This window comes from Microlunatus parietis (assembly GCF_013407955.1).
Classification (GTDB): Bacteria; Actinomycetota; Actinomycetes; order Propionibacteriales; family Propionibacteriaceae; genus Microlunatus; species Microlunatus parietis.
Genome location: NZ_JACCBU010000001.1, coordinates 5,614,455 through 5,639,056, shown reverse-complemented (window position 1 = coordinate 5,639,056; position 24,602 = coordinate 5,614,455). Strand labels below are relative to the sequence as shown.

The 24,602-nt window shown below is 70.2% G+C and carries 23 protein-coding genes; 11 read left to right on the top strand and 12 right to left on the bottom strand.

Annotation, left to right across the window (positions count from 1 at the left end; all coding sequences use genetic code 11):
- Positions 1 to 7 precede the first annotated feature (7 nt).
- The 3 genes from BKA15_RS27180 to BKA15_RS27170 all read right to left on the bottom strand — a co-directional run bounded on the left by BKA15_RS27180 (position 8) and on the right by BKA15_RS27170 (position 2,595).
- The gene (locus BKA15_RS27180) at positions 8 to 1,222 is read right to left on the bottom strand and encodes an SPFH domain-containing protein (RefSeq protein ID WP_179758735.1); all 1,215 of its coding nucleotides are present in this window, start codon (positions 1,220 to 1,222) and stop codon (positions 8 to 10) included.
- 102 nt (positions 1,223 to 1,324) lie between these two features.
- The gene (locus BKA15_RS27175) at positions 1,325 to 1,789 is read right to left on the bottom strand and encodes an NfeD family protein (protein ID WP_179758734.1); all 465 of its coding nucleotides are present in this window, start codon (positions 1,787 to 1,789) and stop codon (positions 1,325 to 1,327) included.
- 2 nt (positions 1,790 to 1,791) lie between these two features.
- Entirely contained in the window at positions 1,792 to 2,595 is an 804-nt protein-coding gene (locus BKA15_RS27170; protein ID WP_179756266.1) for an ABC transporter ATP-binding protein, read from the bottom strand.
- 77 nt (positions 2,596 to 2,672) lie between these two features.
- Between BKA15_RS27170 and BKA15_RS27165 the strand changes: the two genes are divergently transcribed.
- The 3 genes from BKA15_RS27165 to galE all read left to right on the top strand — a co-directional run bounded on the left by BKA15_RS27165 (position 2,673) and on the right by galE (position 5,242).
- Positions 2,673 to 3,326, top strand: a complete 654-nt coding sequence (locus BKA15_RS27165; protein WP_179756264.1) for a DUF1707 SHOCT-like domain-containing protein — start codon at positions 2,673 to 2,675, stop codon at positions 3,324 to 3,326.
- Positions 3,327 to 3,371: 45 nt separating this feature from the next.
- Complete coding sequence (locus tag BKA15_RS27160; RefSeq protein ID WP_179756262.1) at positions 3,372 to 4,094, top strand: Rv1486c family protein; 723 nt, start codon at positions 3,372 to 3,374, stop codon at positions 4,092 to 4,094.
- A 137-nt stretch (positions 4,095 to 4,231) separates the two neighbouring features.
- Positions 4,232 to 5,242 carry a UDP-glucose 4-epimerase GalE gene (galE, locus tag BKA15_RS27155; protein WP_179756260.1) on the top strand — a complete coding sequence of 337 codons (1,011 nt, stop codon included), beginning with the start codon at positions 4,232 to 4,234 and terminating at the stop codon, positions 5,240 to 5,242.
- Positions 5,243 to 5,248: 6 nt separating this feature from the next.
- Here the strand turns inward: galE and BKA15_RS27150 are convergent, their stop codons facing one another.
- The gene (locus tag BKA15_RS27150) at positions 5,249 to 5,923 is read right to left on the bottom strand and encodes a TetR/AcrR family transcriptional regulator (protein ID WP_179756258.1); all 675 of its coding nucleotides are present in this window, start codon (positions 5,921 to 5,923) and stop codon (positions 5,249 to 5,251) included.
- Positions 5,924 to 6,013: 90 nt separating this feature from the next.
- On the opposite strand from BKA15_RS27150, the gene BKA15_RS27145 reads away from it, so the two are divergent.
- Positions 6,014 to 6,373, top strand: coding sequence for a nitroreductase/quinone reductase family protein (locus tag BKA15_RS27145; protein ID WP_179756256.1), 360 nt, complete (start codon positions 6,014 to 6,016; stop codon positions 6,371 to 6,373).
- The gene (locus tag BKA15_RS27140) at positions 6,370 to 7,011 is read left to right on the top strand and encodes an HAD family hydrolase (protein ID WP_179756254.1); all 642 of its coding nucleotides are present in this window, start codon (positions 6,370 to 6,372) and stop codon (positions 7,009 to 7,011) included. Before BKA15_RS27145 ends, BKA15_RS27140 begins: the two co-directional genes overlap by 4 nt.
- 480 nt (positions 7,012 to 7,491) lie before the next feature.
- Here the strand turns inward: BKA15_RS27140 and BKA15_RS27135 are convergent, their stop codons facing one another.
- The 4 genes from BKA15_RS27135 to BKA15_RS27120 form a co-directional block, all read right to left on the bottom strand.
- On the bottom strand, positions 7,492 to 7,740 hold the full coding sequence (locus BKA15_RS27135; protein WP_179753172.1) for a hypothetical protein: 249 nt from the start codon (positions 7,738 to 7,740) through the stop codon (positions 7,492 to 7,494).
- Positions 7,737 to 7,880, bottom strand: coding sequence for a hypothetical protein (locus BKA15_RS27130; RefSeq protein WP_179753174.1), 144 nt, complete (start codon positions 7,878 to 7,880; stop codon positions 7,737 to 7,739). Before BKA15_RS27130 ends, BKA15_RS27135 begins: the two co-directional genes overlap by 4 nt.
- The gene (locus BKA15_RS37035) at positions 7,877 to 8,887 is read right to left on the bottom strand and encodes an integrase core domain-containing protein (protein ID WP_179756252.1); all 1,011 of its coding nucleotides are present in this window, start codon (positions 8,885 to 8,887) and stop codon (positions 7,877 to 7,879) included. The genes BKA15_RS27130 and BKA15_RS37035 overlap by 4 nt, the downstream gene beginning before the upstream one ends.
- A 374-nt stretch (positions 8,888 to 9,261) precedes the next feature.
- Positions 9,262 to 9,786: an alpha/beta hydrolase gene (locus BKA15_RS27120; RefSeq protein ID WP_179756250.1), complete on the bottom strand. Its 525-nt coding sequence runs from the start codon at positions 9,784 to 9,786 to the stop codon at positions 9,262 to 9,264.
- 59 nt (positions 9,787 to 9,845) lie between these two features.
- Here BKA15_RS27120 and BKA15_RS27115 point away from each other — a divergent pair, with 59 nt between their 5' ends.
- From BKA15_RS27115 to BKA15_RS27100, 4 genes are read left to right on the top strand one after another with little or no spacing between them, the layout of a single operon-like run.
- Positions 9,846 to 10,931, top strand: a complete 1,086-nt coding sequence (locus BKA15_RS27115; protein ID WP_312879414.1) for a FecCD family ABC transporter permease — start codon at positions 9,846 to 9,848, stop codon at positions 10,929 to 10,931.
- Between the two features lies 1 nt (position 10,932).
- Positions 10,933 to 11,718 (top strand): ABC transporter ATP-binding protein, encoded by a 786-nt coding sequence (locus tag BKA15_RS27110; protein ID WP_179756248.1) that lies wholly within the window; start codon positions 10,933 to 10,935, stop codon positions 11,716 to 11,718.
- A gap of 2 nt (positions 11,719 to 11,720) precedes the next feature.
- Positions 11,721 to 12,698, top strand: coding sequence for an ABC transporter substrate-binding protein (locus BKA15_RS27105; protein ID WP_179756246.1), 978 nt, complete (start codon positions 11,721 to 11,723; stop codon positions 12,696 to 12,698).
- On the top strand, positions 12,695 to 13,936 hold the full coding sequence (locus BKA15_RS27100) for an MFS transporter (RefSeq protein ID WP_218871596.1): 1,242 nt from the start codon (positions 12,695 to 12,697) through the stop codon (positions 13,934 to 13,936). The genes BKA15_RS27105 and BKA15_RS27100 overlap by 4 nt, the downstream gene beginning before the upstream one ends.
- Positions 13,937 to 14,592: 656 nt before the next feature.
- Here the strand turns inward: BKA15_RS27100 and BKA15_RS27095 are convergent.
- Entirely contained in the window at positions 14,593 to 15,765 is a 1,173-nt protein-coding gene (locus BKA15_RS27095; RefSeq protein ID WP_179756244.1) for a glycerophosphodiester phosphodiesterase, read from the bottom strand.
- Positions 15,766 to 15,786: 21 nt separating this feature from the next.
- The gene (locus tag BKA15_RS27090) at positions 15,787 to 16,686 is read right to left on the bottom strand and encodes an aldo/keto reductase (RefSeq protein WP_218871595.1); all 900 of its coding nucleotides are present in this window, start codon (positions 16,684 to 16,686) and stop codon (positions 15,787 to 15,789) included.
- Between the two features lie 91 nt (positions 16,687 to 16,777).
- Here BKA15_RS27090 and BKA15_RS27085 point away from each other — a divergent pair, with 91 nt between their 5' ends.
- Together BKA15_RS27085 and BKA15_RS27080 are read left to right on the top strand one after the other, a co-directional pair.
- A complete protein-coding gene (locus BKA15_RS27085) occupies positions 16,778 to 17,806 on the top strand; it encodes a LacI family DNA-binding transcriptional regulator (protein ID WP_179756243.1) in 1,029 nt (342 codons plus the stop codon).
- Positions 17,807 to 17,990: 184 nt separating this feature from the next.
- Positions 17,991 to 20,204 (top strand): alpha-L-rhamnosidase-related protein, encoded by a 2,214-nt coding sequence (locus BKA15_RS27080; RefSeq protein ID WP_179756241.1) that lies wholly within the window; start codon positions 17,991 to 17,993, stop codon positions 20,202 to 20,204.
- 163 nt (positions 20,205 to 20,367) lie between these two features.
- Here the strand turns inward: BKA15_RS27080 and leuS are convergent, their stop codons facing one another.
- A complete protein-coding gene (gene leuS / locus BKA15_RS27075) occupies positions 20,368 to 23,208 on the bottom strand; it encodes a leucine--tRNA ligase (RefSeq protein WP_179756239.1) in 2,841 nt (946 codons plus the stop codon).
- Positions 23,209 to 23,354: 146 nt separating this feature from the next.
- A complete protein-coding gene (locus BKA15_RS27070) occupies positions 23,355 to 24,566 on the bottom strand; it encodes a hypothetical protein (RefSeq protein WP_179756237.1) in 1,212 nt (403 codons plus the stop codon).
- Positions 24,567 to 24,602: the final 36 nt, after the last annotated feature.

Below are 24,602 nucleotides of genomic sequence, written 5' to 3'. Positions count from 1 at the left end.
GATGGATTTATTGCCCGGGTCCGGATGTCGTCTCGGGACCCGGCCCGGCCTGCCCCTGCGCCTGGCCGGACTGCGGCGGTGCCGCGGGCGGGACCTGTCCGGGCTGAGCCTGCTGCTGCGGCGGCTCGAACGACGGCGCCGATTCGGCCTCCGGCTGGGCGGCGGGCGACTGAGCGGCCTGACCACCGAGGGCGGCCGGCCCTGTCGGCGTCGAGAGGCCCAACCGGGTCGTCTTCTCCAGCTGCCGGGCCTCGTCGATCGCCCGCTGCACGGTGGCCGCCGCCTTCTCCGCCTCCTCGGCGTTCTGCTGCGCGATCTCGGCCTGGACATCCACCTTGTCGGGCGCCTTGAAGTCGCCCTTCGGGGCGGTCGGGATGGACGACACCGCCGAGCTGACCGCGCCGCCGAGCCCCTCCAGCGCCTTGCCGATCTCGCTCGGGATGACCCAGACCTTGTTCGCGTCGCCGCGAGCGATCGCCGGCAGCATCTGCAGATACTGGTACGACAGCAGCGACTGGTCCGGCTGGCCCGCGTGGATCGCGTTGAACACCGTCGTGATCGCCTGCGCCTCGCCCTCGGCCCGGAGCATCTGGGACTGCCGGTCGGCCTGGGCCCGGAGCACCGCGGCCTCCCGATCGCCCTGGGCCCGCAGGATCGCCGACTCCTTCTCACCGCCGGCGGACAGGATCTGCGACTGCCGCTGGCCCTCCGCGGTCAGGATCGCGGCCCGCTTGTCCCGCTCGGCCCGGGTCTGCTTCTCCATCGCGTCCCGGATTGTCGCCGGCGGCTCGATCGAGCGCAGCTCGACCCGGTTGACCTTGATCCCCCACTTGCCGGTCGCCTCGTCCAGCACCACCCGGAGCTTGCCGTTGATCTCCTCGCGGCTGACCAGGGTCTGCTCGAGATCGAGCCCGCCGATGATGTTGCGCAGCGTGGTCATGGTGAGCTGCTCGATGGCCTGGATGTAGTTCTGTGCCTCGTACGCGGCCCGGACCGGATCGATCACCTGGAAGTAGATCACCGAGTCGATGTTGACCATCAGGTTGTCCTCGGTGATCACGCCCTGCGGCGGGAACGGGACCACGGTCTCCCGCATGTCGATGTTGTAGCGGACCTTGTCGAAGACTGGGATCAACAGGTGCGGGCCGGGATCGAGCGTCCGCCGGAACTTGCCGAGTCGCTCCACCACCCCGACGCGCTGCTGCCTGATCACCTTGATCATGCTGCCGAGCAGCACGACGACCAGGCCGATGACGATGATCCCGAGAATGACGGATAGCGGATCCACGGTCTTCCCTTCCTCTTGGAGAGCTACAGCCTCCGGCTACGGGAGTTGATCATGCTTCGGATAGACGACGGCGGTGGCGCCGTCGATCTCGTACACCTCGATCTCGGTGCCGGCCTCGATCACCATCGAGCTGTCGTACGGGCGCGCGGACCAACTGATCCCGTCCAGCTTGACCTCGCCGCCCGCCTTGTCGATGGCGGACACGGCGACACCGGACGCGCCGAGCAGCCGGTCCGTCGACGACCGGTAGCCGGGCATGTTGCGCACCCGCTCCAGCAACGTCGGCCGGAGCAGCAGCAACGTGATCAAGGAGACCGCGGTGGCGACGCCGATCTGCAGCCACCACAGGTCGGGCGCGACCACGGCCACGCCGGCGCCGGCCAGGGCACCGACCGCGAGCATGATCAACACCAGGTCGAGGGAGAGAATCTCGGCGATCCCGAGCAGCAACGCCAGCGCCAGCCAGATCGCCCAGACGTGATCACCGAGCCAGTCCAACAGATTCATCCGACACCCCCTCGACCGTTCGCCGAACGCGCTGTCCACCGGCCGTCGATCTCGGCCAGCGCGAGCGGCAGCCGGAACGTTTCGCTGAGTGTCTCAGCGGTCAGGGTCGCCCGCAACGGCCCGGATGCGACCACCTTGCCCTCGCGCAACAACAGCGCGTGCGTGATCCCGGCCGGGATCTCCTCGACGTGGTGGGTGACCAAGACCGAGGCCGGCGCCGCCGGATCGCGGGCCAGTTCGCCGAGGGTCCGGACCAGCGACTCGCGGCCGGCCAGGTCGAGCCCGGCGGCCGGCTCGTCCAGCAACAACAGCTCGGGGTCGGTCATCAACGCCCGGGCGATCTGGACCCGCTTCCGCTCGCCCTCGCTCAGGGTGCCGAAGGTCCGGTCGGCCAGGTGATCGACACGGAGCTGCCGGAGCAGCCCGGCGGCCCGGTCATGATCAAGAGCGTGATAGTCCTCGCGCCACCGGCCGACCACCGCGTACGAGGCCGAGACGACGACGTCGTGGACCCGCTCGCTCTTCGGGATCCGGTCCGCCAGCGCCGCCGACGCCAGGCCGATCCGCGGCCGCAGCTCGAACACGTCGACCGTGCCGAGCACCTCGCCGAGCAGGCCGGCGACCCCGGAGGTCGGGTGCAACTGAGCGGCCAGGATCTGCAGCAGCGTCGTCTTTCCGGCGCCGTTCGGGCCGATCACGACCCAGCGGTCGGTTTCGTCGACGGTCCAGTCGACGTCGTCGAGCAGCCTCGTGCCTCCTCGCACGATGCTCACCCCGGCCAGGTCCGCCACTGCCACCATGCGTCAAACCTACCGGGCCGGTCCGCTTCCCGAGCGCGTACCTTAATCACGACATCGACGCTGATTACCCTGTGGTCATGACCGAGAGCGGCCGCGAGCGAATTCGGGTGGGCCATTCCGAACGCGACGCCGCCGCGGAAGCCCTGCGCGACGCGGCCGCGGACGGGCGGATCACCCTCGAGGAACTGGACGAGCGACTCGAACGAGCCCTGTCGGCCAAGACCTTCGCCGACCTCGACGTCCTGTTCGTTGACCTCGGCGGCCCTGCTCGCGAGGCGGCACCGGTCGCGGAGGCTCCGCTGCCCCAGCTGCCCGGCTTCGCCGAGGACGATCCGCTGATTCTGGACGGCGGCTTCTCCTCGGTGACCCGGACCGGCGCCTGGGAACTGCCGCCGTTCATCCGGATCAACGCCGGCGCCGGCACCGTCCGGCTGAACTGCCTGCAGGCCACCACCCGGGCCCGGGTGATCGACATCGAGGTGATCGCGTCGATGGGAACCGTGGTGATCGTGGTGCCGGACGGCTGGGCCGCGAACACCGACCGGCTCTCCACCTCGTGGGGTACGGCGAAGTCGAAGATCACCTCGACCCCGACGGCCGGCAAACCGGTCCTGGTGCTGCGCGGCTCGCTCGGCATGGGCACGCTCAGGGTGCGTCACCCGAGCCGCGGCGACCTGCGCAGGCTGGAGAAGGCGCTGCAGGCGAGCCGCCGGCGGGCGCTGGAACGCTGAACCTCGATGATCGACTCCGCCGGCTGCGCCACTAAGCTCAGCGGGATGGAGGTTGATGCGTCGGTCCGGCTGACGACGCACCTCAACGCGCTGCTCGCTAACCGGGTCAGCGTTGAGGTGGCGGCGACTCAGATCGTGGCCGGTGACGTGGCCCACCACGTCGTCGACCCCGATGATCTGCTGGACGTCGACAGCACTCGGGCGATCACCTGGGAGCGCGCCCTGCCGCGTTGCCTGGTGGTCGAACGGACCCAGTGGCAATTGGCGCTGCCCCGTCCCGGCGTGCTCGGCGGGCTGCGCGGCCCGGTCGAGTTCAACACCGCCGCCCTGTCCGCCGGGGCCGCCGTGCTGGCCAGCGGCGGAGAGCTGGGCCTGGTGCCGATCCGGGTCGGCCAGGCGCTGCAGTGGCGGGTCTTCAACGCGACGCTGCCGGCTCCGCCGCCGAGTCCGTACGAGAGCGAACGGGCGCTCCGGGAGGCGGTGCTGGAGGCGGCCCGGACCCTGGAGACCCTGGAACTGGCCGGCGGCGCGATGGCCGGCTGGCGGCCGCCCGACATCTCCATCTGGGCCCCCGGCTATCCGCCGCTGCAGCGCAACGCGATCGCCAAGGCACTCCGGATGCTGGCCGCCGCGGACCTCGCGCTGAGCGACGACGGCGGCTCGATCTCGTCCTGGGAGTCCGATCTCCGGTCCCGCGAGCTGCGCCGGGTCCGCGACGCAGCCAGCGACGCGCTGGTCTCCGCCGTGAGCTGGATCAAACCCTCATGATCGACTTTCCATCCCGACCAACCCCCTAGCCGCGACCGTTCGACCCATCCGCGACCGTTGCAACAGTCGCGGATCAGCGCAACGGTCGCGGCTGCGGCGGCGGGGTCGCGGGGGACGGGAAGCTTAGACTCGGGGCCGTGAGAGTTCTCGTGACCGGCGGAGCCGGCTACCTCGGCAGCATGATCGCCACCGCGTTGGAGCGGGCCGGCCACCAGCCGGTGATCTTGGACAACCTGGTGAGGGGGCGCCGCGAGTTCGTCGCGAACCGGGTCTTCTACGAAGGCGACATCGCCGACCGGGTGCTGCTGGAGAAGATCGTCGCCGATCAGGAGATCGATTGTACGATCCACTGCGCGGCCCTGATCGTGGTGCCGGAGAGCGTCCGGGAACCGTACCGCTACTACGTCAACAACGTGGCCAAGTCGCTCGAGCTGTGCCAGAACCTGGTCGACCTCGGCCGGCCCCGGCTCGTGTTCTCGTCGTCGGCCGCGATCTATGCCTTCAGCGACCGGTTCGAGGTCGACGAGGCGGCTCCGCTGGCGCCGACGTCGCCGTACGCGCGAACCAAGATGATCATGGAGCTGGCGCTGCGGGACCTGACCGAGGCGACCGACCTGCGGGCGATCATGCTGCGCTACTTCAACCCGATCGGCTCCGACCCCGAGTTCCGGACCGGCATCTACGACCCAGTGCCGTCGCACGTCATCGGCCGGCTGGTCGCGGCCGCCGAGGGACGGATCGACGCCTTCGAGATCACCGGCACCGACCTGCCGACCCGGGACGGGACCGGCCTGCGCGACTACATCGGCGCCTGGGACCTGGCTCGCGCCCACGTCGCGGCCGTCGAGCGCTTCGACGAGGTGCTCGCCGCCGAGGACGCCCCGAGTTCGGTGATCAATCTCGGCACCGGCTCCGGCGTCACGGTCCGGGAGCTGCTGGCCACCTTCGAGGAGGTCTACGGCCGGCCGGTGCCGACCCGCGAGAAGCCGCCCCGCTCGGGTGACGCCGTCGGCGCCTACGCAGGAGTTGACAAGGCGCACCGGCTGCTCGGCTGGCGGGCCGAACAGTCGCTGGCCGACGGCATCGCCAGCGCCCTGGAGTGGGGTCGCCGGCGCGCTTCCGTACTGCCTGATCTGGCGGTCGATTGATCTTGGTCAGGAGCCGTTGAGCACGGCTTCGATGAGATCCAGCCTGACCGGCGGTGGCAGCCGGGCCGGCGTCTCGCTCCGGTCGGCCCGGAAGGCGTCGATCAGGTAGGCGACCAACCGGCGCGAGGCGGCCACGCCCGCGTCGGTCGTCCCGGCGGCGATCCCACCGTTGGCCTGCAGGATCAGAGAGAGGTCCTCAACCGCGAAGTCCTTCCGGAGCCGGCCGGCCTCTTTGGCCCGCCGGACCAGGACCTCGAAGCTCTCGACGAAGTGGGACCGGGCCTGGTCCAGGTAGTCCGTGCCAGCCAGCGTCGCGCTGAGGACGGCCCGGAAGCCGCGATCGCCAGCCTGCATCGCGCACACCTCTTCGATCACCGTACAGAACGCTCGCCACGGGTCCGGGTCCACCTTCGCCTCGCCGAACATGATCAGACAGTGCTCGAAGCGCTCCGCGAAGGTCGCGGTGACCAGGTCCTCCTTGGTCGGGAACCGGCGATAGAGCGTCGCGACGCCGACTCCGGCGCGGCGGGCGATCGCCGCCATCGGCACGTCAAGACCGCGCTGGGCGAACAGGACCCGAGCGACCTCGAGAATGCGATCGCGGTTCTGCTGCGCGTCGGTCCGCAACGCCGGCGCCTCGAGCTGATCATCAACGGCGATCCGAGAGTGCTGGTCGGTCATGTTTCTCACTTTAGCTAAGTGGATGGGGTTCTCCACTTAGGCCGGGTACGGTGAACGACAGACCATGATCAACAACCGAACGGAGCGCCTGTGCCGACAGCGAAGACCCTTCCCCGACAGGCGGTCGACCGGTTCAACGCCTTCGTCCTCGGCCTGCGCGACTCGTCCCTGCTCGGCTCCCGGCTCCGGCGCAGCCTGACCGTCGTGACCTACACCGGGCGGCGCTCGGGCCGGACCTTCAGCACACCGGTCGGGTTCCGGCGCGACGGGGACACGGTGATCATCGGCGTGATGATGCCGGAGCGGAAGCGCTGGTGGCGCAACTTCCTCGGCGAGGGCGGGCCGATCATGATCGAACTCGACGGGGTGAACCGGACCGGTCACGCGGTCGCGGAGCGGAGTGACCGCGGCCAGGTCGGCGTCACCGTCCGACTACGATCCGAGGGGTGAAGAAGTACCTCCTTTTCGATCATGACGGAGTCCTGGTGGACACCGAGTTCTGGTACTTCAAGGCCGGCGAGCGAGCCTTGGCCGAGATCGGCCTCACCCTGGACCGGCAGCGATATCTGCGGGACATGGCGCAGGGCAGGGCCACCTGGGTCCAGGCCAGGGCGGCCGGCGTCGACGACCGGACCATCGATCGGCAGCGCGAAGCCCGCGACGCCTACTACCAGGAGTATCTGCGCACCGAGGCGATCGAGATCGAGGGTGTCCTCGAGACCCTCGCCGAACTGTCGCGGCACGTCCGGATGGCGATCGTGACGACGTCGCGGCGCAAGGACTTCGACCTCATCCACGAGAAGCGGAAGATCACGTCCTTCATGGAGTTCGTGCTGACCCTCGAGGACTACGAGTTCTCCAAGCCGCACCCCGAGCCCTACCTGACCGGCCTGCACCGCCTCGGTGGCGCCCGGGAGGAGACGCTGGTCGTCGAGGACTCCGCCCGGGGCCTGGCCTCGGCACTCGCAGCCGGGATCGACTGCGCCATTGTGCACAACGACTTCACCGGCGCGCAGGACTTCACCGGCGCCCGCCATCGACTCAAGACTCTGAGTGAATTGCGTGACCTCGTCCTCGAGTCCACCTGAGTTCCGGCCACCTGAGACCTGCGTGGAATTCCGCGGTGGCTGGAGCGTCGAGGTGGCTTGGAACTGGCCGCCGCGTCAGGTGCCCTGGGGGTTCCACGGTGCAGGGATTCAACTACCGGGCGTTGACCTGGTGCGAAGGACACGACGCCGACCGCGGTAGTGGCACGGAATTGCACAACGACCGATCGATGCGGATTCCGCCGTGACCAACTCGGCATCGAGTGGACCCTAAGGGCAGCGAAATCGCGCTGTCATGTCTCGGGTTCGTCCGGACAGTATGTCCGAGGTCAGTGTGGACAGATGGTGGTGTGGTTGGTCAAGGGTCGGGGCCGCGCGGGAGCTGCGAGGAGGGTGGCGTCGTCCTCGTCGTGGTCAAGGCCGGGGGCCCTTCGGGTTGGCCTTCGGCCAAGCCTTGACCTCGTCTCCGGGCGCCTGCCGATTCGCGGTCAGCTTCAGCGTGGCGGGTTTGGGCCGAAGCCGCTAGAAGGGTTGGGACCGCTCGGTGGCGTCGCGGCTGCCGTGTTCTGGTTGCCAGCCGCTGGATTCGTCGAGGAAGTCGTCGGGCCAGGGTGCGGGCCGGCCGGTGTCGTCCCACCAGCCGGTTTCGTAGCCGGCTTCCAGGGCTGCCCGGTATTGATCTTGGGTGAAGCCTGGACCGTGGATGTCGCGGAGGTCGATCTTGGTCTCGTCTGGTTCAGCGGCGTCTGGTTCACGATCGTTGTTGATCATGGTTGTTCCTTGCGTTGTCGTTGTTGGTGGATCAGCAGGGGCAGCCGGCCGCCGCGGGGCCGTCCGTTGCTGTAGTAGGTCTTGCCGGGTTCGAGGACCTGGGTCCGGAGGTGGCGGCCTCGGCCATCGAAGATCGTCACGGTCTGACCGGGCTGATCGTGGTGACGGTGGTCTTGGCATGTTCACGGCCGAGCTGGATCCGGACACCGTCGACCCGCACGCTGCCGTTCGCGGCGACTCTGGGCTGTTTCGACCGTGCCGGCCGTGCCGGTGCCGGTGCCGGTGGGGCCGGGACCGGCGGGACCGCGACCGGCCCAGCGGCCATGACCTCGGCCGGTGTGCGCAGGCCGAGGGCTTGATGGCCACGGTCGTGGTTGTAGTAGCGGTCGAACTGATCCAGCTGTGCTTGCAACTCGGCCAACGAGGTCGCCCTCGGCCGGGCTCTCAGCCAGCGTTGCACGGTCTGATGAACCCGTTCGTCCTTGCCCTGGGTCTGCGGATGCCCCGGCCGGCCGGTGATCGGACGACACCCCAGTCCGGTCAGATGATCAACCAGACGGCTCCGCCGGCCGATCCGGGTCTGATTCAACGCGCTGCCGTTATCGGTGAGCAGCAGACACGGCACCTGGAACGCAGCGATACCCCTGTCGACCACCAGGATCGCCGCCTCCACCGTTTCACCCCACGCCGCGAGCGAGGCGATCATGAACCGGGAATGATCATCCACGAGCTGGAAGATCACACACGCACGGTCAGCGGCCAGCACCCAGTCGAACGCGTCGAGCTGCCAGCACTCATGCACCAGCGCGAACACGAACCGTCGCACCGCCGACCGCGGTCGTTTCTGCGGTTGCGGGACCACCATCCCGCGACGGGAGAAGATCCGGGCCAGCGTCGACGCGGCCGGCGGCGTCACACCCAGCCGGTCCATCCGGAACCGGACCGAGACCGGTCCGTAGTCACAGCCCTGATCCCTCAGCTCCTTCCGGAGCCGGACCGCCAACTCCTCGATCTCCAGCCCGACCGCGAGCGGATGCCCCTGCGGCCACGACCGCGAACGTGGCTGGACCGCCGCCGCCGGATCCTCCGCTCGAGCACGAGCCCGGAGTTCGTAGAACCAGGACCGCGACAGCTTTGTGCCGCTCACAGAACCGAGAGACCGCGCCCCGCGGCGCGTCCTCGGGCCAGAACGCGATCTGAACACGAATGTCCACCGAGACCACCCTGTCTGCCATGAACGCCAGCATGCGTTCGTCCGAACTGTCCGGACGAACCCGAGACATAACTGTCCGGTCGAACACAAGTCAGGACAGCAGCGAAATCGCGCCGGACGTTGCCTTTTGCGTCCAGTCGATGAACACCCCCGCGGAGAACCGACGAAATCACCGACCCGACCCGAGTCGCCCGGATACGGAGCCTGCCGGGCGAGGGCACTCGCCCGAGCACGGAATTGCAGTTTGCGGACCCGGGAACCGGGCTCGCCGAGGCAGCACTGCAATTCAGTGCCACTCGGTCGATCCCTCAGCCGATCAGGCGGTCCAGCAGTTCGAACGCGTCGGTGTCGTCGTAGTGGCCGCCGTCCCTGATGATCAAGGTGCCGCCGAGCCGGTCGAACATCGCCCGGCCCTGCCGGTCGTCGCAGCCGTAGGGGTCCGCCGGTGAGTTGATGAAGATCAGATCGTTGACGTGGGCGGCGATCGCCGGCCAGTCGTACTCCTGCTGCAGCACCGGTTCCGCGCCCTCGTTCGGTTCCGTCGCATAGCCCGCGACCAGGATCGCCTGGGCCACCGTGACCTCCAGGTGCTGCAACAGCGCCAGCAGGAGGGCGGCACCGCCGGAATGCCCGACGAGGACCGTGCCGGCATCGAAGGTGTGGCGCGCCAGCACCTTGGGCAGAAAGGTGTCGATCGGCTCCACGTTCAGGCCCGGGTAGTGCGGCACCTCGACGGCAAGACCCCGCTCGGTCAGCCGATCGCGGAGCCACGGCAGCCAGCAGACGTCAGGGTTGGCTCCGGTGCCGTGGAAGATGACGGCCTTGCGTTCCATGGCCTGATCCTGCCACAGGCGAATCGCTACTGACTGTCGTTTTCGTTTAGGATCGTCGGGTGCTTGACCAGTCCCGGCCGCCCCGCACCCTCCCGCGTCCGCCCGCCGGCCGTACGGTCCCGGCCGGGCTCGTCGCGGGGCTGCTCTGTGTGGTCCTGCTGATCTCCGTGATCATCGCGATCGGGCTGGGCCCGGCCGCGATCGGGCCACTCCAGACCAGCCGGTATCTGTCCGCGGCGATCTTCGGCGGGACCCTGCCGGCCGAGGAGGCGTCGGCGTACCAGATCATCTGGCAGATCCGGACGCCGCGGGTGCTGCTGGCCGCGATCGTCGGGGCCGGGCTGGGCTGCGTCGGCGTCGTCGTGCAGACGCTGGTCCGCAACCCGCTCGCCGACCCGTACGTGCTCGGGGTGTCCTCGGGCGCGGCGGCCGGTGCCGTCGCCGTGGGCAGCCTCGGTTTGCTCGGGGTGCTCGGCGTGCATGCCCTGTCCGTGGGCGCCTTCCTCGGCGCGGCCGCGGCGTCCGTCCTGGTCTTCCTGGCCGCGCGGACCAGGGTCGGCCTGCAGCCGTTGCGGCTGGTGCTGACCGGCGTCTGCCTCTCCTTCGGATTCCAGGCACTGATGAGCGTGATCATCTACCTGGTCCCGAACAGCGAGTCCACGGCGACCGTCCTCTACTGGACGATGGGCAGCTTCGGCGCCGCGACGTGGTCCTCGCTGCCGGTGGTGGCCGCCGTCTTGATCATCGGCCTGGTGATCACGTACCGGCACAGCCGGACCCTCGACCTGATGTCGCTCGGCGACGAGACGGCCGCCAGCCTCGGCGTCCGGTCCGACCAGGTCCGCCGCCGGCTGTTCGTGATCACCGCGGTGCTCACCGGTGCGATGGTCGCGGTCAGCGGCGCCATCGGCTTCGTCGGACTAGTCCTGCCGCACCTGGTTCGGCTGCTGGCCGGGTCCGGCCACGCCCGGGTGATCATGATCACTCCCCCGGCGGCCGCGATCTTCATGGTCTGGGTGGACCTGCTGTCCCGGGTCGTCGTCGCGCCCCGGGAACTGCCGCTCGGCGTGATCACCGCCCTGATCGGCGTGCCGGTGTTCGTCGGCCTGATCCGGCGCCGCGGCTACCACTTCGGCGGTCGCTGAGATGGAACTCGAACTCAGCGCGCTCTCGGTCACGATCGACGGCGCCGAACTGGTCCGCGAACTCGATCTCACCGTGGCCACCGGCGAGGTGGTCGGATTGATCGGCCCCAACGGCAGCGGCAAGTCCACCGTGCTGCGCTGCATCTACCGGGCCCTCGCCCCGACCGGCGGCGTGATCATGATCGACGGCCGGCCGATCGCCGGGATGCCGCCGCGGGCCACGGCTCGCAGCGTTGCCGCCCTCACCCAGGACAACGGCGCCGACCTCGACTTCACCGTCGCCGAGCTGATCGCCCTCGGCCGGGCGCCGCACCAGTCCGGCAACCGGGCACTGAGCGACCGGGAACGCCGGCTCTGCGCGGACGCCATGGAACGGCTCGAGCTGACCCATCTGGCCGACCGCGGCATCCACAGCCTCTCCGGCGGCGAACGGCAACGGGTCCAGCTGGCCCGGGTGCTGGTCCAGGAGCCGCGGATCCTGATCTTGGACGAGCCGACCAACCACCTCGACCTGCGGCACCAGGTCGGCGCCCTCTCCGCTCTGCGCGGGACCCGTCTGACGGTGCTCGTAGTGCTGCACGACCTCAATCTCGCCGCCCTGGTCTGCGACCGGCTCGCCGTGCTCCAGGCCGGCCGGCTGGTCCGGCACGGGTCGCCGGCCGAGGTGCTGACCGAGTCCCTGGTCCAGGACGTGTTCGGCATCGAGACCGTGATCATTCCGCATCCGGCCGGTGGCCGCCCGCAACTGTTGCACACCCTCTCCGATCCCGTACCGAAAGGCTCTTGATCATGATCAGACGCGCCGGCATCGCCCTCGTCTGCGGCACCTTGCTCGCGTCCGGCTGCGGCGCCCAGATCGCTCCACCGGCGGCCGAGACCACCGTGACCGTACAGCGCTGCGGGGAGTCGGTGCAGTACACCCGGCCGCAGCGCGCGATCGCCTACGAGGGCGGCAGCGCGGACAAGCTGTTCAGCCTCGGGCTGACCGACCGGGTCCGCGGTTACGTGATGCCGCCGGCCAACCCGCCGGTCAGCGAATCCCCGTGGGCCGCCGAGTACGCGAAGGTCGACATGCTCAGCGACGACCTGCTGAACAAGGAGATCGTGGTCGACGCGAAGGGCGATCTGGTCGTCGCCGGCTGGAACTCCGGCTTCAGCGACCGACGGGGCATCACGCCGGAGATCCTGGACGGGCTCGGCATCGGCAGCTTCATGCACGCCGAGAGCTGCTTCAACTACCCGGGCTTCCCGGAGCGTCACCGGCCGTTCGACGGGCTGTACGTCGACCTGGAGCGGCTCGGCCAGATCTTCGGCGTCGAGGACCGGGCGGCGGCCGTGATCACCGAGCTGCGGCAGCGGGTCGCGGCCGCGACCAGGGACGTCGCCGACGCCGAGCGACCCCGCGTCTTCCTGTACGATTCCGGCACCGACCAGCCCTTCACTGCGGGCCAGCAGGTGCCACCGAACGACATCATCGAGTACGCGGGCGGCCGCAACGTCTTCGCCGACCTCGAGGCGCGCTGGACCCAGGTGGCCTGGGAGGCCGTCGTCGACGCACAGCCCGAGGTGATCATGATCCTGGACTACAACGACCAGCCGGCGCAGGAGAAGATCGACTTCTTGCGGACCGATCCGAAGACGAAGGAACTGCCGGCGGTGAAGGCGAACCGGTTCTTCGTGCTCGACTACAACGAGGGCATCAGCGGCCCGCGCAACGTGGACGGCCTGGAACGGTTCTCGACGTATCTGCAGGATCTGGAGCGATGAAGCCGGCCGCGATGGTCGGGAACGAGCCCGTCGGCGCCCCGCGGCCGCTGCCGGACCGGCGGATCGCCGCCACGATCTGGCCGCTGCTCGTGTGCGCCGTGATCGGCCTGGTGCCGTTCACCGTCTTCTCGACGTTCCTGGTCCAGATCGCCGCGGACGCCGGCAGCGACACCGCGACGGTCGGCACTCTGCGTGGCCTCGGCGGGATCGCCGCGCTGCTGATCGGCGTACTGCTGGCACCCCTGATCGATCGCTGGAGCCGGCTCCGGGTCCGTACCGTGGCGCTGGCGGTGCTCGCCGTCTCCTGCCTGGTCGGCGCCGTCGGCAGCTACCCGACCTTGATCGTCTTCTGTCTCGGCGTCGGCGCCGCCACCGCGGCGCTCAGCCCGGTCCTGCTCGCCCTCGCGGCCGACCGGTTCAGCGACGCCGCCAGCTCGGGCCGGGCCGCGACCATGATCACCGCCGGCCAGACCATCGCCGCGATCATGGCCGGGCCGCTGGTCGGCCTGCTCGCGCTCTGGCCCGGCTGGCGCGGCGCGCTCGTCCTGACGGCGATCATCGCCCTGCTGCTGGTGGCCGGCTCGCTGGCCCGCAACCCCTGGACTTCCTCGGGCAAGCGCCGCGGCGACGCGCTGACCGGGCTGGCGCTGCGCTCCGTCCTGCGGGACCGGACCGTCGCCGGGTTGATCATCATCGCGTTCCTGCGGACCGCGGCGTTCATGGGTCAGCTGGCCTTCCTGGCCGCGTTCTACCATGATCGTTTCGGGTTGGACGTGGCCCAGTTCGCGCTGGTCTGGACCGTCAGCGGCGTCAGCTTCTTCCTCGGCAACTTCCTGGCCGGACGGACCTTGGCGCGGCTCCCCGGCGACGCCGCCAAACCGCTGTTGATCATCGCCCTGATCGCGGCCACCGGTGCCCTGGCGCTGATCTTCACGGCGCCCACCCTGGTCGTCGCGATCGCCGGTACGGCCGCCACCGCGATCTGCCATGCCGTGATCGCCGCCGCGGTCGTGGACCAGCTGGTCAAGCGGGCCAGCCGGCGCGCCCCGACGCTGGCCCTAAACGCCGCCGGGATGAGCCTCGGCGTCTTCGCCGGCGCGACCGTGGGTGGCGCCGGTCTCGCCCTGGCCGGCTACCCGGGCCTGCTGATCGGTCTCGGCGCCCTGACCGCGATCGGCACCCTGGTCGCGGTCGGCTGCCTGGATTCCCGTACGGCCTCGGTGCCGGCGACCGGCTGACCAAGGCGGAAAGGCCAGCCACAACGCTCCTGAGCTCGAATCCACCGCGCTGGATCCGAAAACAGCCCGGCCGAGCTCCGGAGGAGTCGCGGCGGTTGCGGCCGGGGGCAGGGCAGGTCGCTGAGCGGACGACTTGACCTCGATTTCAGCGGGTTTTGCCGGTCAAGTCGTCCGTTCGGTGATCTCGGGCTGCGATGGCGATATCCCGGCTGCGACAACGGGCGGGCGCGGAAGCGGATGGTCGCGGTGCGCGGAGGTCGGGATCTGGGTCGCGACGTGTCGCGATTTCTCTTCGTATCAGACGTTACAACGTTGCATCGGCCGGTTTCGGTCGGTACCAAGAGAAATGGCGACATCGCCTGCGCAGGATCAGCGGGACCGGCGGCCGGTGGGTCCCCGAGGCAGCATTGACGGGTAACGGTGGATCCAGGCAGAGCTTGGTCGATGGGCAAGCCACATCCGTCCTGGACCTTCGACAGGCTCAGGGCACCGACCCCTCCCGGCCCTTCGACAGGCTCAGGGCACCGACCCCTCCTGGTCCTTCGACAGGCTCAGGGCACCGACCCCTCCTGGTCCTTCGACAGGCTCAGGGCACCGACCCCTCCTGGTCCTTCGACAGGCTCAGGGCACTGACCCGTCCTGGTCCTTCGACAGGCTCAGGGCACGGTGGACCTGGCGTGGCGGAGCGAGAGTCGGTCCAACAGCAGGGTGCCCGGGGTGGTTGCCGTGAGGCGCAGCCGGTGCGGGCCCGCGGCCAGGGCCTGGGTGAACTCGATCTCCCGCTGGGACGGCGACGGTCCGCGGAGATCGAGACCGGAGGCGATCGGAGCATCGTCCAGGTCCGCGCTGATCACGCCGCCGGCCGGGTGGCGGACCAGGTCGCAGCGCAACGCGGTCCGGCCCTGGTCGGCGATGAACGGGAACTCGAACCAGTCACCGAGAGCCAGCTCGACCGCCAGTCCAGACCGGCCGGAGAACTTGAAGCCCAGCCCGTGGTCGCCGCGCCGCCGCGATGCCGGACCGGAGGTACGCGCCACGCCGAGCAACGACTCCGCTTCGATGATCAACTCCGCGAACCCGAGGTGGGACTCCTCGCGGCGGTCCGGCCAGTCGGTCATGGTGCCGTCGGCGCCCGCTCGCGCGCCCTCGTCCATCCAGGCCCGGGTGTTGGTGTTGTGCATGATCAGCGGGCCGGCCCGGTGCACCCGGTCGACCAACGGCGCGGTGATCCGGTCGGTCCGGAAGCACAGGAAATCGGCGTACTCGGCGTAGCCGGCGATCTCGGCGTCAGTGATCGTTCCGGCGTCGAGGAAGAGGACACCGATGATCGACTTCGGCAGCAACCGGCGCAGTTCCGCCGACCGGGCCGGGACCACGGACGCCGCCGCGACCCGCGCCTCGGGATGATCAGCGAGGTGCCTGGTCAGTTCGGCGGCGACCAGGTTCATGCTGTCCGTCTTGAGTTCCAGCAGGGCGCCGCAGTGGCTGCCGGCCAGCAACTCCAGGGCCTCCCGCAGGGTCGGGATCCCGGTCGCCGCGCCGGGATCGAACCAACGGCCGGCATCCAGCCGGCGCAGCTCGGCCAGGGTGAACGTGGACACCGGGTCGTCGGCCCGCTCGGGGAAGACGCCCGCGACATCCGTGGTGCGGCGCAGGGTCGCGTCGTGCATCAGGACCAGTTGATCGTCGGCGGTGACCCGGATGTCGATCTCGCAGTAGTCCGCGTACGGGATCGCGGCGGCCAACGACGGCAGCGTGTTCTCCGGCTGCCGGCCGCACAGGCCACGATGGGCGAACGTGATCTTGCCGCGCCGGCGCAGCGATTCCATGATCGACTCCCGTCGAACGGTTCAGTCGGTCACGGTGCTCGGCGCCGGGCCGAGGCCGTCCAGCGCCGTCCAGAGTCCGTCCGGGACCTCGGTGGCCCGCATCCGTTCCAGCTGCTCCAGCCGCTCCGCGCTGCCGACGCCGACGACCGTCGAGTGGATCAACGGCGAGCGCAGCGAGAAGTGCAGGGCCGCGGTGGTCAGCGGGACGCCGTGCTCGGTGCAGACCGCCTCGGCCCGGCTCACCCAGTCCAGCAGATCCGCCGAGCTCTCCTGGTACGCATACCGGGTGCCCCGCCCGGCCAGCAGCCCGCCGCCGAACGGTGCCGCGTTGAAGATGATCATGTCCCGCCGGGCCGCCTCCTCGAACAACGGCGTCGCGGACCGGTCGATCAAGGTGTAGCGGTTGTGGCTCAGCACGGCGTCGAACGCGCCGCTGCTCACGTACTCGATCATCAGGCTGTTCCGGCCCGCGGCGATGCCGATCAGGTCGACCGCGCCCTGCTCCTTGAGCTCGCGCATCCCCTCGACCGCCCCGCCGGGGCCGAACGCCTCCTTGATCGAGATCGAGTACGGATCGTGCAGGTGCAACAGCTGCACCCGGTCCAGGCCGAGCCGGGCCAGGCTCTCCTCGTACGACCGCAGCACCCGGTCCCGGTCGAACCGGCCGGTCCCCGGCTCGGCGTCGGTCTTGGTGATCACCGCGCGCCGTTCGGAGCCGAGGCGGCCGATGGCGACGCCGAGCGCGGTCTCGCTCTCGCCCGCCGCGTAGGCGTTGGAGGTGTCGACCGCCCCGTACGGCCCGGTCAGCATCGCCTCGGCCAGCGCCGGGTCGTTCAGCGGGGATGTGCCGAGCGTGATCGGGCTGAGGACGAGGTCGGTGCCGGGCAGCGTGCGCGGTTCGACCGGATCGTTCAGGGTCATGGGTTCAGCCTAGCGGCGGCGTTCCTGAAGCGTTTCAGGGTCGCCGGACCTCCTAGACTTCCGCTGACCGGGCTGGGAAAGGGGGCGAGAAGTGGCTGCGTCGCGTCGCCGCGGGGTCAACCTGATCGAGGTCGCCCGTGCCGCCGGAGTGTCCCCGGCGACGGTCTCGAACACCCTGAACCGGCCCGAGATCGTGTCACCCCAGACCCGGACCCGAGTGCTGGACGCGATCCAGCGGCTCGATTTCGTCCCCAACCACGCGGCGGCCACCCTGCGCCGCGGCCACAACCGCCTGTTCGGGCTGGTGGTGCCCGACATCACGAACCCGTTCTACGCCGAGATCGCCCGCGGCATCTCCGACGCCGCCGACGAGGCCGGCTACGCGGTGGTGCTCTGCGACAGCCAGGACGACCCGGACCGGGAGCGCCGCCAGCTGGAGACCCTCGGCGAGCACCGGGCCGCCGGTGCGCTGGCCGTACCGCTGACGGCCGACGAGACCCGGCTCGAACGGCTCCGCTCGCTGGGTGCCCACCTGGTCCTGATCGACCGCCTGGCCGATCCGGCGCAGGGCTGCTCCGTCGTCGTCGACGACCGGCGCGGCGGTGAGATCGCGACCGCGCACCTGCTCGCCACGACCACGGGCACGACCCGGCCGATCGCGCTGGTCAACGGCCGGCACGACATCCCGCAGTGCAGTCAGCGCCGGCTCGGTGCCGTCGACGCCCTGCGGGCAGCCGGGCTGGATCCGGCCGCGCTGGTGGAGTTCGAACTGGCCGAGATGACCACCGCCGCCGGGGTCGAGGTCGGGCGCCGGCTCGCCCGCTCCGGCTCGCTCCCCCGCGGCGTTTTCTGCATCAACGACCAGCTGGCGATCGGCCTGATCCGCGGCCTCGCCGCCGAGGGCGTCACGGTGCCGGGTGACGTCGCGGTGGTCGGCTACGGCGACCTGGCGATCGCCCCCGACGCACCGGTGCCGCTGACCACCGTCGAGCAGCCCAAGTACGCCATCGGCCGGACCGCCGTCGAGCGACTGCTGGCCGAACTGGCCGAGGGCGACCAGCACCGGCACCAGGCGACGGTCTTCCCGCCGTCCCTGGTGGTCCGAGCCTCCGCACCCTGAGGCCCGCCCGGTACCCGGACCACTCGGCACCCTTGACAGGGCGGTCGGGCTTGGCGAGACTTTCACGGATTGAATCCATTCAATCGATGCGGCTCGCTCACTGCCGAGAGGGAGAGTCTGGTGCGGCCTCCAGCGACGGCCCGACCGTGATCACCTGGCCCGGCCGAGTCGACTCCTGGAGGCGATGATCATGTTCGACGGCTGGTGGCTGCCCGACACCCCGGACGGCGATGTCCAGGCGGCGTTCCGGGCCGATCTCGAGCTGGCCGCGCCGACCGAGGTGACGTTCCGGCTCCAGGCCGCGGCGAACTTCCGGCTCTGGGTGGACGGCATTCCGCGCGGGTACGGGCCGCTGCGCTATGCCCCCGCGCGCCCCGAGTACGCGAGCCAGCGGATCCGGCTGGACGGCGGGGCGCACCGGATCGCCGTCCAGGCGGCCGGCGGCGGCCTGGTCAGCCGGATGATGCCGGGGTTGCCGTCGTTCCTCTGGGTCGAGGCCGTGGCCGACGACGAGACCGTACTGGACCTGGCCTGGCGCTGCCGCCGGCTCGACGAGTACGCGGCGACCGGGTTGCGCACCAGTCCCCTGCTGGACTGGCTGGAGTGGCTGGACGAGCCGCTGGACCCGGCCTGGCGGATGACACCGGTGATCGAACTGGACGATCGCTGGGTCGCACCGGCGCCCGCGGCAGGCCTGGCGGACGTGCTCGGCGAGCCTCGGCCGAGCGTGATCAACGTGCCCGAGCTCCCCCTGGTCCGGCCCCGGGAGATCGGCCGGGGCCGCTACCGGGACGCCTTCACCGGTTACCGCTTCGACGATCCGGCGATGCAGTTCCTGCTGGCCGACCTCGACCCGCCGGACCATGATGATCATGACGGCGACTGGGTCCGCTACGACCTCGGCCGGATCCGGATCGGGCACCTCGAGCTCACCGTGGACACCGACCGGCCGGCGGTGATCACGCTCGGCTACGCGGACCGGCTGGCTCCGCACGGCCGGGTCGCGCCGGTCGTCGCCCTGTCCACCGGGCCGACCCGGATGATCCAGCGGTACGCGATCGCCCCCGGCCGCACCAGGATCGAGCCGTTCGGCGCGCTCGGTGGCCGTTACGTCGAGGTCCGGGTCACCGGCGATGCCACGATCAGCGAGGCTGGCTTCCGCGACCGCGACTTCCTCGGCCCGCCGCGCGGCACGTTCGAGTGCGACGACCCGCTGCTGAACCGGATCTGGCAGGTCGGCCTGGATACGCTGCGGTCCTGCGCCGAGGACGTCCTGGTCGACTGCATCCGTGAGCGCGGCGAATGGCTCGGCGACGCCATGGCCGCCGCGATCGACCTGCTCGCGGTCGGCTGGGGTGATCAGCGGCTGACCCACCGGGTGCTGCTGCACGCTGCCGCCTGCACCCGCGAGGACGGGCTGGTCGCCGGCTGTGTGCCGGGCACGCCGATCTTCCACGGCAGCTACGCGGCCCAGTGGTTCAACGGCTGCCTGCGCCACGCCGACCTCACCGGCGACGACCACGTCCTGCACGAACTGGAAGACGCCGGCCGCCGCAACGCCGACGCACTGCTGGCCATGATCAACACCGACACCGGCGGCAACAGCGTGCCGCGGAGCTTCGTGGACTGGGGCTACGCACCGGAATCGGGCCGGCCGGACACCGCGGCCCTGCTGCACGTGCTGCGCGGCCTGGACGCGTGGCTCGCCTGGCAGCGCCGGCTCGGTCGGGATCATGATCAGCGGCAGCAGGCCGGGCGTGATCAACTCGCCGGCCTGCTGCGCCGGCAGCTCGCCGCTGCCGACCCGGCCCTGAGCTACCACACGGCGGCCATCGGCCACCTCGCCGGCCTGGTCCCGCCGGAGCGGGCGGTGCCGGTGGTCCATGATCATCTCCGGCGCGGCTTCCCGTTCGACCCGAAGGCTCCGCGGCTGCGCGATCCGGGCCGGGTCGACCCGTCCGTCGTGACGCCGTACTTCACCAACTACTCGATGCCGGTGCTGCTCGACGCCGGCCGTACCGACGACGCGATCGATCTCTGGAAACGGGGCTGGGGCTGGATGCTGGACCGCGGCGCGACCACCTGGTGGGAGGTGTTCGACGACCGCTGGAGCCATGGCCACTTCTGGAGCGGCGCGCCGACCTGGCAGCTCACCCGGTACGTCCTCGGCGCCCAGCTGACCGGCGGCGGAGCCGAGTTGATCATCAACCCGAACCCGGGATCGCTCACCCGGGCCCGCGGCGTGCTGCCGCTCGACGCCGAGCATCAGGTGGAGGTCGCCTGGCGGCGGGACGGGAACCGGCTCCGTTACACGGTGATCAACGACCGCCCGCTCCGGCTCACGGCGCCCGGCAGCGAGCCGAGGCAGTTGGCCGCCGGGCGGCACGAGTTCGACTGAGGTCTTGGCCGGAACCGTCCCCGCTCCCCCAAGTACAGAACGGGGACAGGTCCGGCGGGTCCCCCTGGAACAATTTGGGAAGGCCCTTTCCCAATTGTCCCCCGGTCCGGCCCACCCGGACCGATCCCGGACGTCACGATCGGATCACATCAGTCGCACCGGCTCAGATCACCAGGTTGACCAGGCGGTCCGGGACCACGATCGTCTTCCGCGGTTGGGCACCGCCGAGCAGGCCGGCGATCCGCTCGTCGGCCAGCACCGCGGTGATCAGGTCGTCGCGCGCGACCCCGGCCGGCACCGTGACCCGGCCGCGCAGTTTGCCGTTGACCTGGATCCGGTACTCGACCGTCGCCTCGGTCAGGTAGCGCTCGTCGGCCGTCGGGAACGGCCCGTGCGCCAACGATGCGGCGTGTCCCAGCCGTTGCCACAACTCCTCGGCCAGGTGCGGGCAGAGCGGCGCCAGCATGAGCACCAGCGGCTCGATCACCGCGCGCGGGCAGGGCCGCTCGCCGTACACCTTGGTCAGGTGGTTGTTCAGCTCGATCAACTTCGCGCCGGCCGTGTTGAACCGCAGATTCGCGTAGTCGTCGCGCACGCCGGCGATCGTCCGGTGCAGCGCCCGGAGCGTCGAGTCGTCCGGCCGGTCCTCGTTGATCTTGAGCTCGCCGGTGTCCTCGTCGATCACGTTGCGCCAGACCCGCTGCAGGAACCGCTGCGCACCGATCACGTCCTTGGTGGACCAGGGCCGGGACACGTCCATCGGTCCCATCGCCATCTCGTAGAACCGGAACGTGTCCGCGCCGTACCGCTCGCACATCTCGTCCGGCGTCACGACGTTCTTCAGGCTCTTGCCCATCTTGCCGTACTCCTGGCGGACCTCCTGCCCGTTCCAGAAGTACCGGCCGTCGGTCTCGGTCACCTCCTCGGCGGGCACGTAGCTGCCGCGCGCATCCGTGTAGGCGTAGGCCTGGATGTAGCCCTGGTTGAACAGCCGGCGGTACGGTTCGGAGCTGCTGACGTGGCCCAGGTCGAACAGCACCTTCTGCCAGAACCGGGCATACAGCAGATGCAGCACGGCGTGCTCCTGGCCACCGACGTAAAGATCAACTCCACCACGGTCGTCCGCGCCGTGCTGCTCCGGTCGCGGCCCCAGCCAGTAGCGTTCGTTCTCCGGTTCGCAGATCCGCTCGGCGTTGGTCGGATCGACGTAGCGCAGCTGGTACCAGGACGAACCGGCCCACTGCGGCATCACGTTGGCGTCCCTGCGGTACGTCTTCGGCCCCTCACCGAGATCGAGTTCGACCTCGATCCAGTCCGTGGCCCGGGACAGCGGCGGCGACGGCTCGGAGTCGGCGTCGTCGGGATCGAAGGTGCGCGGCGTGTAGTCGTCCACCTCGGGCAGCGCGACCGGCAGCAGGTGATCGGGCAGCGCCACCGGTTGATCATGCTCGTCGTAGACGATCGGGAATGGCTCGCCCCAGTAGCGCTGGCGGGCGAACAGCCAGTCCCGCATCTTGTACTGGGTCCGGCCCTCGCCGTGCCCGTGCGCCTCGAGCCATTCGATGATCGACTTCTTGGCCTCGTCGACGTCCTGCCCGTCCAGGAAGGCAGAGTTGATCGCCGGCCCGGCGCCGAGGTAGGCCTCGCCGTCGAAGTCGGCTGGCGGCTGCACGGTGCGGATGATCGGCAGCGCGTACTGCTCGGCGAAGTCCCAGTCCCGTTGATCTTGACCGGGCACGGCCATGATCGCGCCGGTGCCGTAGCCCATCAGCACGTAGTCGGCGACGAAGATCGGGATCCGGGCCCCGTTCGCCGGGTTGCTGGCGTACCGGCCCAGGAACACCCCGGTCTTGTCCCGGTTCTCCTGCCGGTCCAGGTCCGACTTCCGGGCGGCGGCGCGTCGGTAGGCCGCGACCGCGTCGGCGGGCGTCGCCGCCCCGCCGGTCCAGTCCGCCGGAGTGCCGTCCGGCCAGGACTCCGCGATGATCAGTTCGACGGTCGGGTGTTCCGGCGCCAGGACCAGGTAGGTCGCGCCGAACACGGTGTCGGGCCGGGTGGTGAACACCTCGATCTCCGCGTCCGGCCGCTCGAGCACCGGGAACCGGAGGCTAGCCCCGGTGGACCGGCCGATCCAGTTCCGCTGCATCGTCTTGATCTTGTCCGGCCAGTCTAGGTCGTCCAGGTCGGCCAGCAGCCGGTCGGCGTACGCGGTGATCCGCATCTTCCACTGCCGCAGGAACCTCTTGAACACCGGGAAGTTGCCCCGGTCGCTGCGGCCGTCCGCGGTGACCTCCTCGTTCGCCACCACGGTGCCCAGCCCGGGACACCAGTTCACCGGTGCCTCGGACTGGTAGGCCAGCCGCTGGTCGTCGATGATCATCCGCTGCTCGGCCCGGGTCAGTTCGGCCCACCGCCGGCCGTCCGGCAGGGCCCGGTCGCCGGACGCGTACTCGGCCTCCAGCTCGGCGATCGGCCGGGCCCGGCCCTGCCGCTCGTCGTACCAGGCATTGAAGATCTGCAGGAAGATCCACTGGGTCCAGCGGTAGTAGCCGAGGTCGGTGGTGACGATCCGGCGGCGCTCGTCGTGCCCCAGCCCGAGCCGGCGGAGCTGGCTCAGGTAGCGCTCGACGTTCCGCTCGGTCGTGGTGCGCGGATGCTGGCCGGTCTGCACCGCGTACTGCTCGGCGGGCAGCCCGAACGCGTCGAAGCCCATGGTGTGCAGCACATTCCGCCCGGTCATCCGGTGGTAGCGGGCGAACACGTCGGTGCCGATGAAGCCCAGCGGATGCCCGACGTGCAGTCCGGCCCCGGACGGGTACGGGAACATGTCCTGAACGAACAGCTTGTCCGGCGGCACCGGCCCGGCCAGCGGCCCGGCGGGATTCGGCGCCTCGAACGTGCCGCGCTCGGCCCAGGTCCGCTGCCAACGCTCCTCAAGCTCGCCGGCGACGCTCGCCGTGTACCGATGGGCCGGTACGCCCTCGTCGGGTGCTCCGTTGCTCACTGCCGGGTCCTTCCGGTCGTTCTGCCCTGGTCAATCGAAAGCGAAAACCCCTCCGCCGAAAGGCGTGAGGGGCTTGCCGCGCGGACCGTGAAAGCTGGTCAGCGCGGCCGGCGAAGAAGCAGAATGGCGGGCCTCATGCCGGAAGATTAGCGCACCGGATCGTGATCATCGGCCGGATCGGAGCGGGAGCCGAGGTCTCCGGGCAGGGTGGGCTCGGTGAGCAGCCGGCGAAACCGGTCGGTTCGATCGGGGCGATCCAGCCAGTCGCCGACCAGCCGGTGCCCGGCCTGGTAGCCAAGGACGTAGGCGCCCATGGCCGGCGAGCGGACGGCCGTGACGGCCCAGGCGGCTTCGGCTTCCGACAGTAGGGCCCACCGCCGGAGGTACCCACCGAGCTCACCGTCGCCGCTGCCCTCCGCGGCCAGGATGGCCGCGTTGACCCAGGCGCCCCACAGGGCGTCGCGAGCCCGGTGGATCGCCGCGAAGTCACCCGTCGTGGCCCTCCCCAGCGGAACGAAGACCTGGTCGGTGAGCCATCGCTGCGCCTGGTCGTCCGGGAAGATCACGTACTGCGCATGCAGCCCGATCCCCTCGCTGACCACGAACGGCGGAGACGGCAGGAAGCGGATCGCATGTTCGGGCTCGCGCCCGTTCAGGGGCTCCTTGAGCAGCGACTCGGCGATGTGGCCGGGGAATCCCTCGTGGGCCACGATGTTGAGTAGGTCGGCGCCGTTGAAGGGCTGGCTGTTGCTGAGGAAGATCGTGCCCGCCGAGCCGCCCTCGTAGTGACCGCGATGGGCACCCGGGTCGAGTTCGACGTCGATCGTCAACGCTTCCGGCAACGGGACGAGTTCACGGGTGCGCGCGACCGTTGCCGCGATCGCACGGTGCGCGAACTCGATGACCCTCTCGGCCGGCAGGAGGTGGGCCTGGCGCCAGGCCAGCAGCCGGTCGGCCAGCGAGCCCGGCCCCGGTGGCAGAGCAGCGGCCAGCCGCTGATGGGCCGCGGCGAGCTCGTCCTCCGGGACGCGACGCAGCGGCGTCCCGAGGCAGCGGCTCGCGTAGGCCAGGAACGGGCGGTCCGCGCCGTTCAGCCGTTCGGCGACCGCGCTCATCGCCGCCAGCTGGGCCGCCACGAAGGCGGCCCGGGGTCCGGTGAGCGGCAGCTCCCGCCGCACCGCCTGACAGGCCACGACGAGGTCGGCCGGCGCCGGTTCAGGTTCCGCGGCAACGCGCTCCTGCCAGGCTGACGGCTCGCGGTAGATCAGGCTGACCTCGCCGGTCGCCGAGCGCACCGCGCGATCCAACCGGAGCGCCAACTCGGCGTACGAACGGAACCAGTCGTCGGAAACGGCCATGCCGACCAGCCCACACCTTCAGCCCACCTCAAGGTC

Bases quoted from the DNA above. Each gene is read 5' to 3' on its own strand.
- BKA15_RS27180 (WP_179758735.1), bottom strand. From the start codon at position 1,222: ATGATCAAGGTGATCAGGCAGCAGCGCGTCGGGGTGGTGGAGCGACTC.
- BKA15_RS27170 (WP_179756266.1), bottom strand. From the start codon at position 2,595: ATGGTGGCAGTGGCGGACCTGGCCGGGGTGAGCATCGTGCGAGGAGGC.
- BKA15_RS27165 (WP_179756264.1), top strand. From the start codon at position 2,673: ATGACCGAGAGCGGCCGCGAGCGAATTCGGGTGGGCCATTCCGAACGC.
- BKA15_RS27160 (WP_179756262.1), top strand. From the start codon at position 3,372: ATGGAGGTTGATGCGTCGGTCCGGCTGACGACGCACCTCAACGCGCTG.
- BKA15_RS27150 (WP_179756258.1), bottom strand. From the start codon at position 5,923: ATGACCGACCAGCACTCTCGGATCGCCGTTGATGATCAGCTCGAGGCG.
- BKA15_RS27135 (WP_179753172.1), bottom strand. From the start codon at position 7,740: ATGATCAACAACGATCGTGAACCAGACGCCGCTGAACCAGACGAGACC.
- BKA15_RS27120 (WP_179756250.1), bottom strand. From the start codon at position 9,786: ATGGAACGCAAGGCCGTCATCTTCCACGGCACCGGAGCCAACCCTGAC.
- BKA15_RS27110 (WP_179756248.1), top strand. From the start codon at position 10,933: ATGGAACTCGAACTCAGCGCGCTCTCGGTCACGATCGACGGCGCCGAA.
- BKA15_RS27105 (WP_179756246.1), top strand. From the start codon at position 11,721: ATGATCAGACGCGCCGGCATCGCCCTCGTCTGCGGCACCTTGCTCGCG.
- BKA15_RS27100 (WP_218871596.1), top strand. From the start codon at position 12,695: ATGAAGCCGGCCGCGATGGTCGGGAACGAGCCCGTCGGCGCCCCGCGG.
- BKA15_RS27095 (WP_179756244.1), bottom strand. From the start codon at position 15,765: ATGGAATCGCTGCGCCGGCGCGGCAAGATCACGTTCGCCCATCGTGGC.
- BKA15_RS27090 (WP_218871595.1), bottom strand. From the start codon at position 16,686: ATGACCCTGAACGATCCGGTCGAACCGCGCACGCTGCCCGGCACCGAC.
- BKA15_RS27080 (WP_179756241.1), top strand. From the start codon at position 17,991: ATGATCATGTTCGACGGCTGGTGGCTGCCCGACACCCCGGACGGCGAT.
- BKA15_RS27070 (WP_179756237.1), bottom strand. From the start codon at position 24,566: ATGGCCGTTTCCGACGACTGGTTCCGTTCGTACGCCGAGTTGGCGCTC.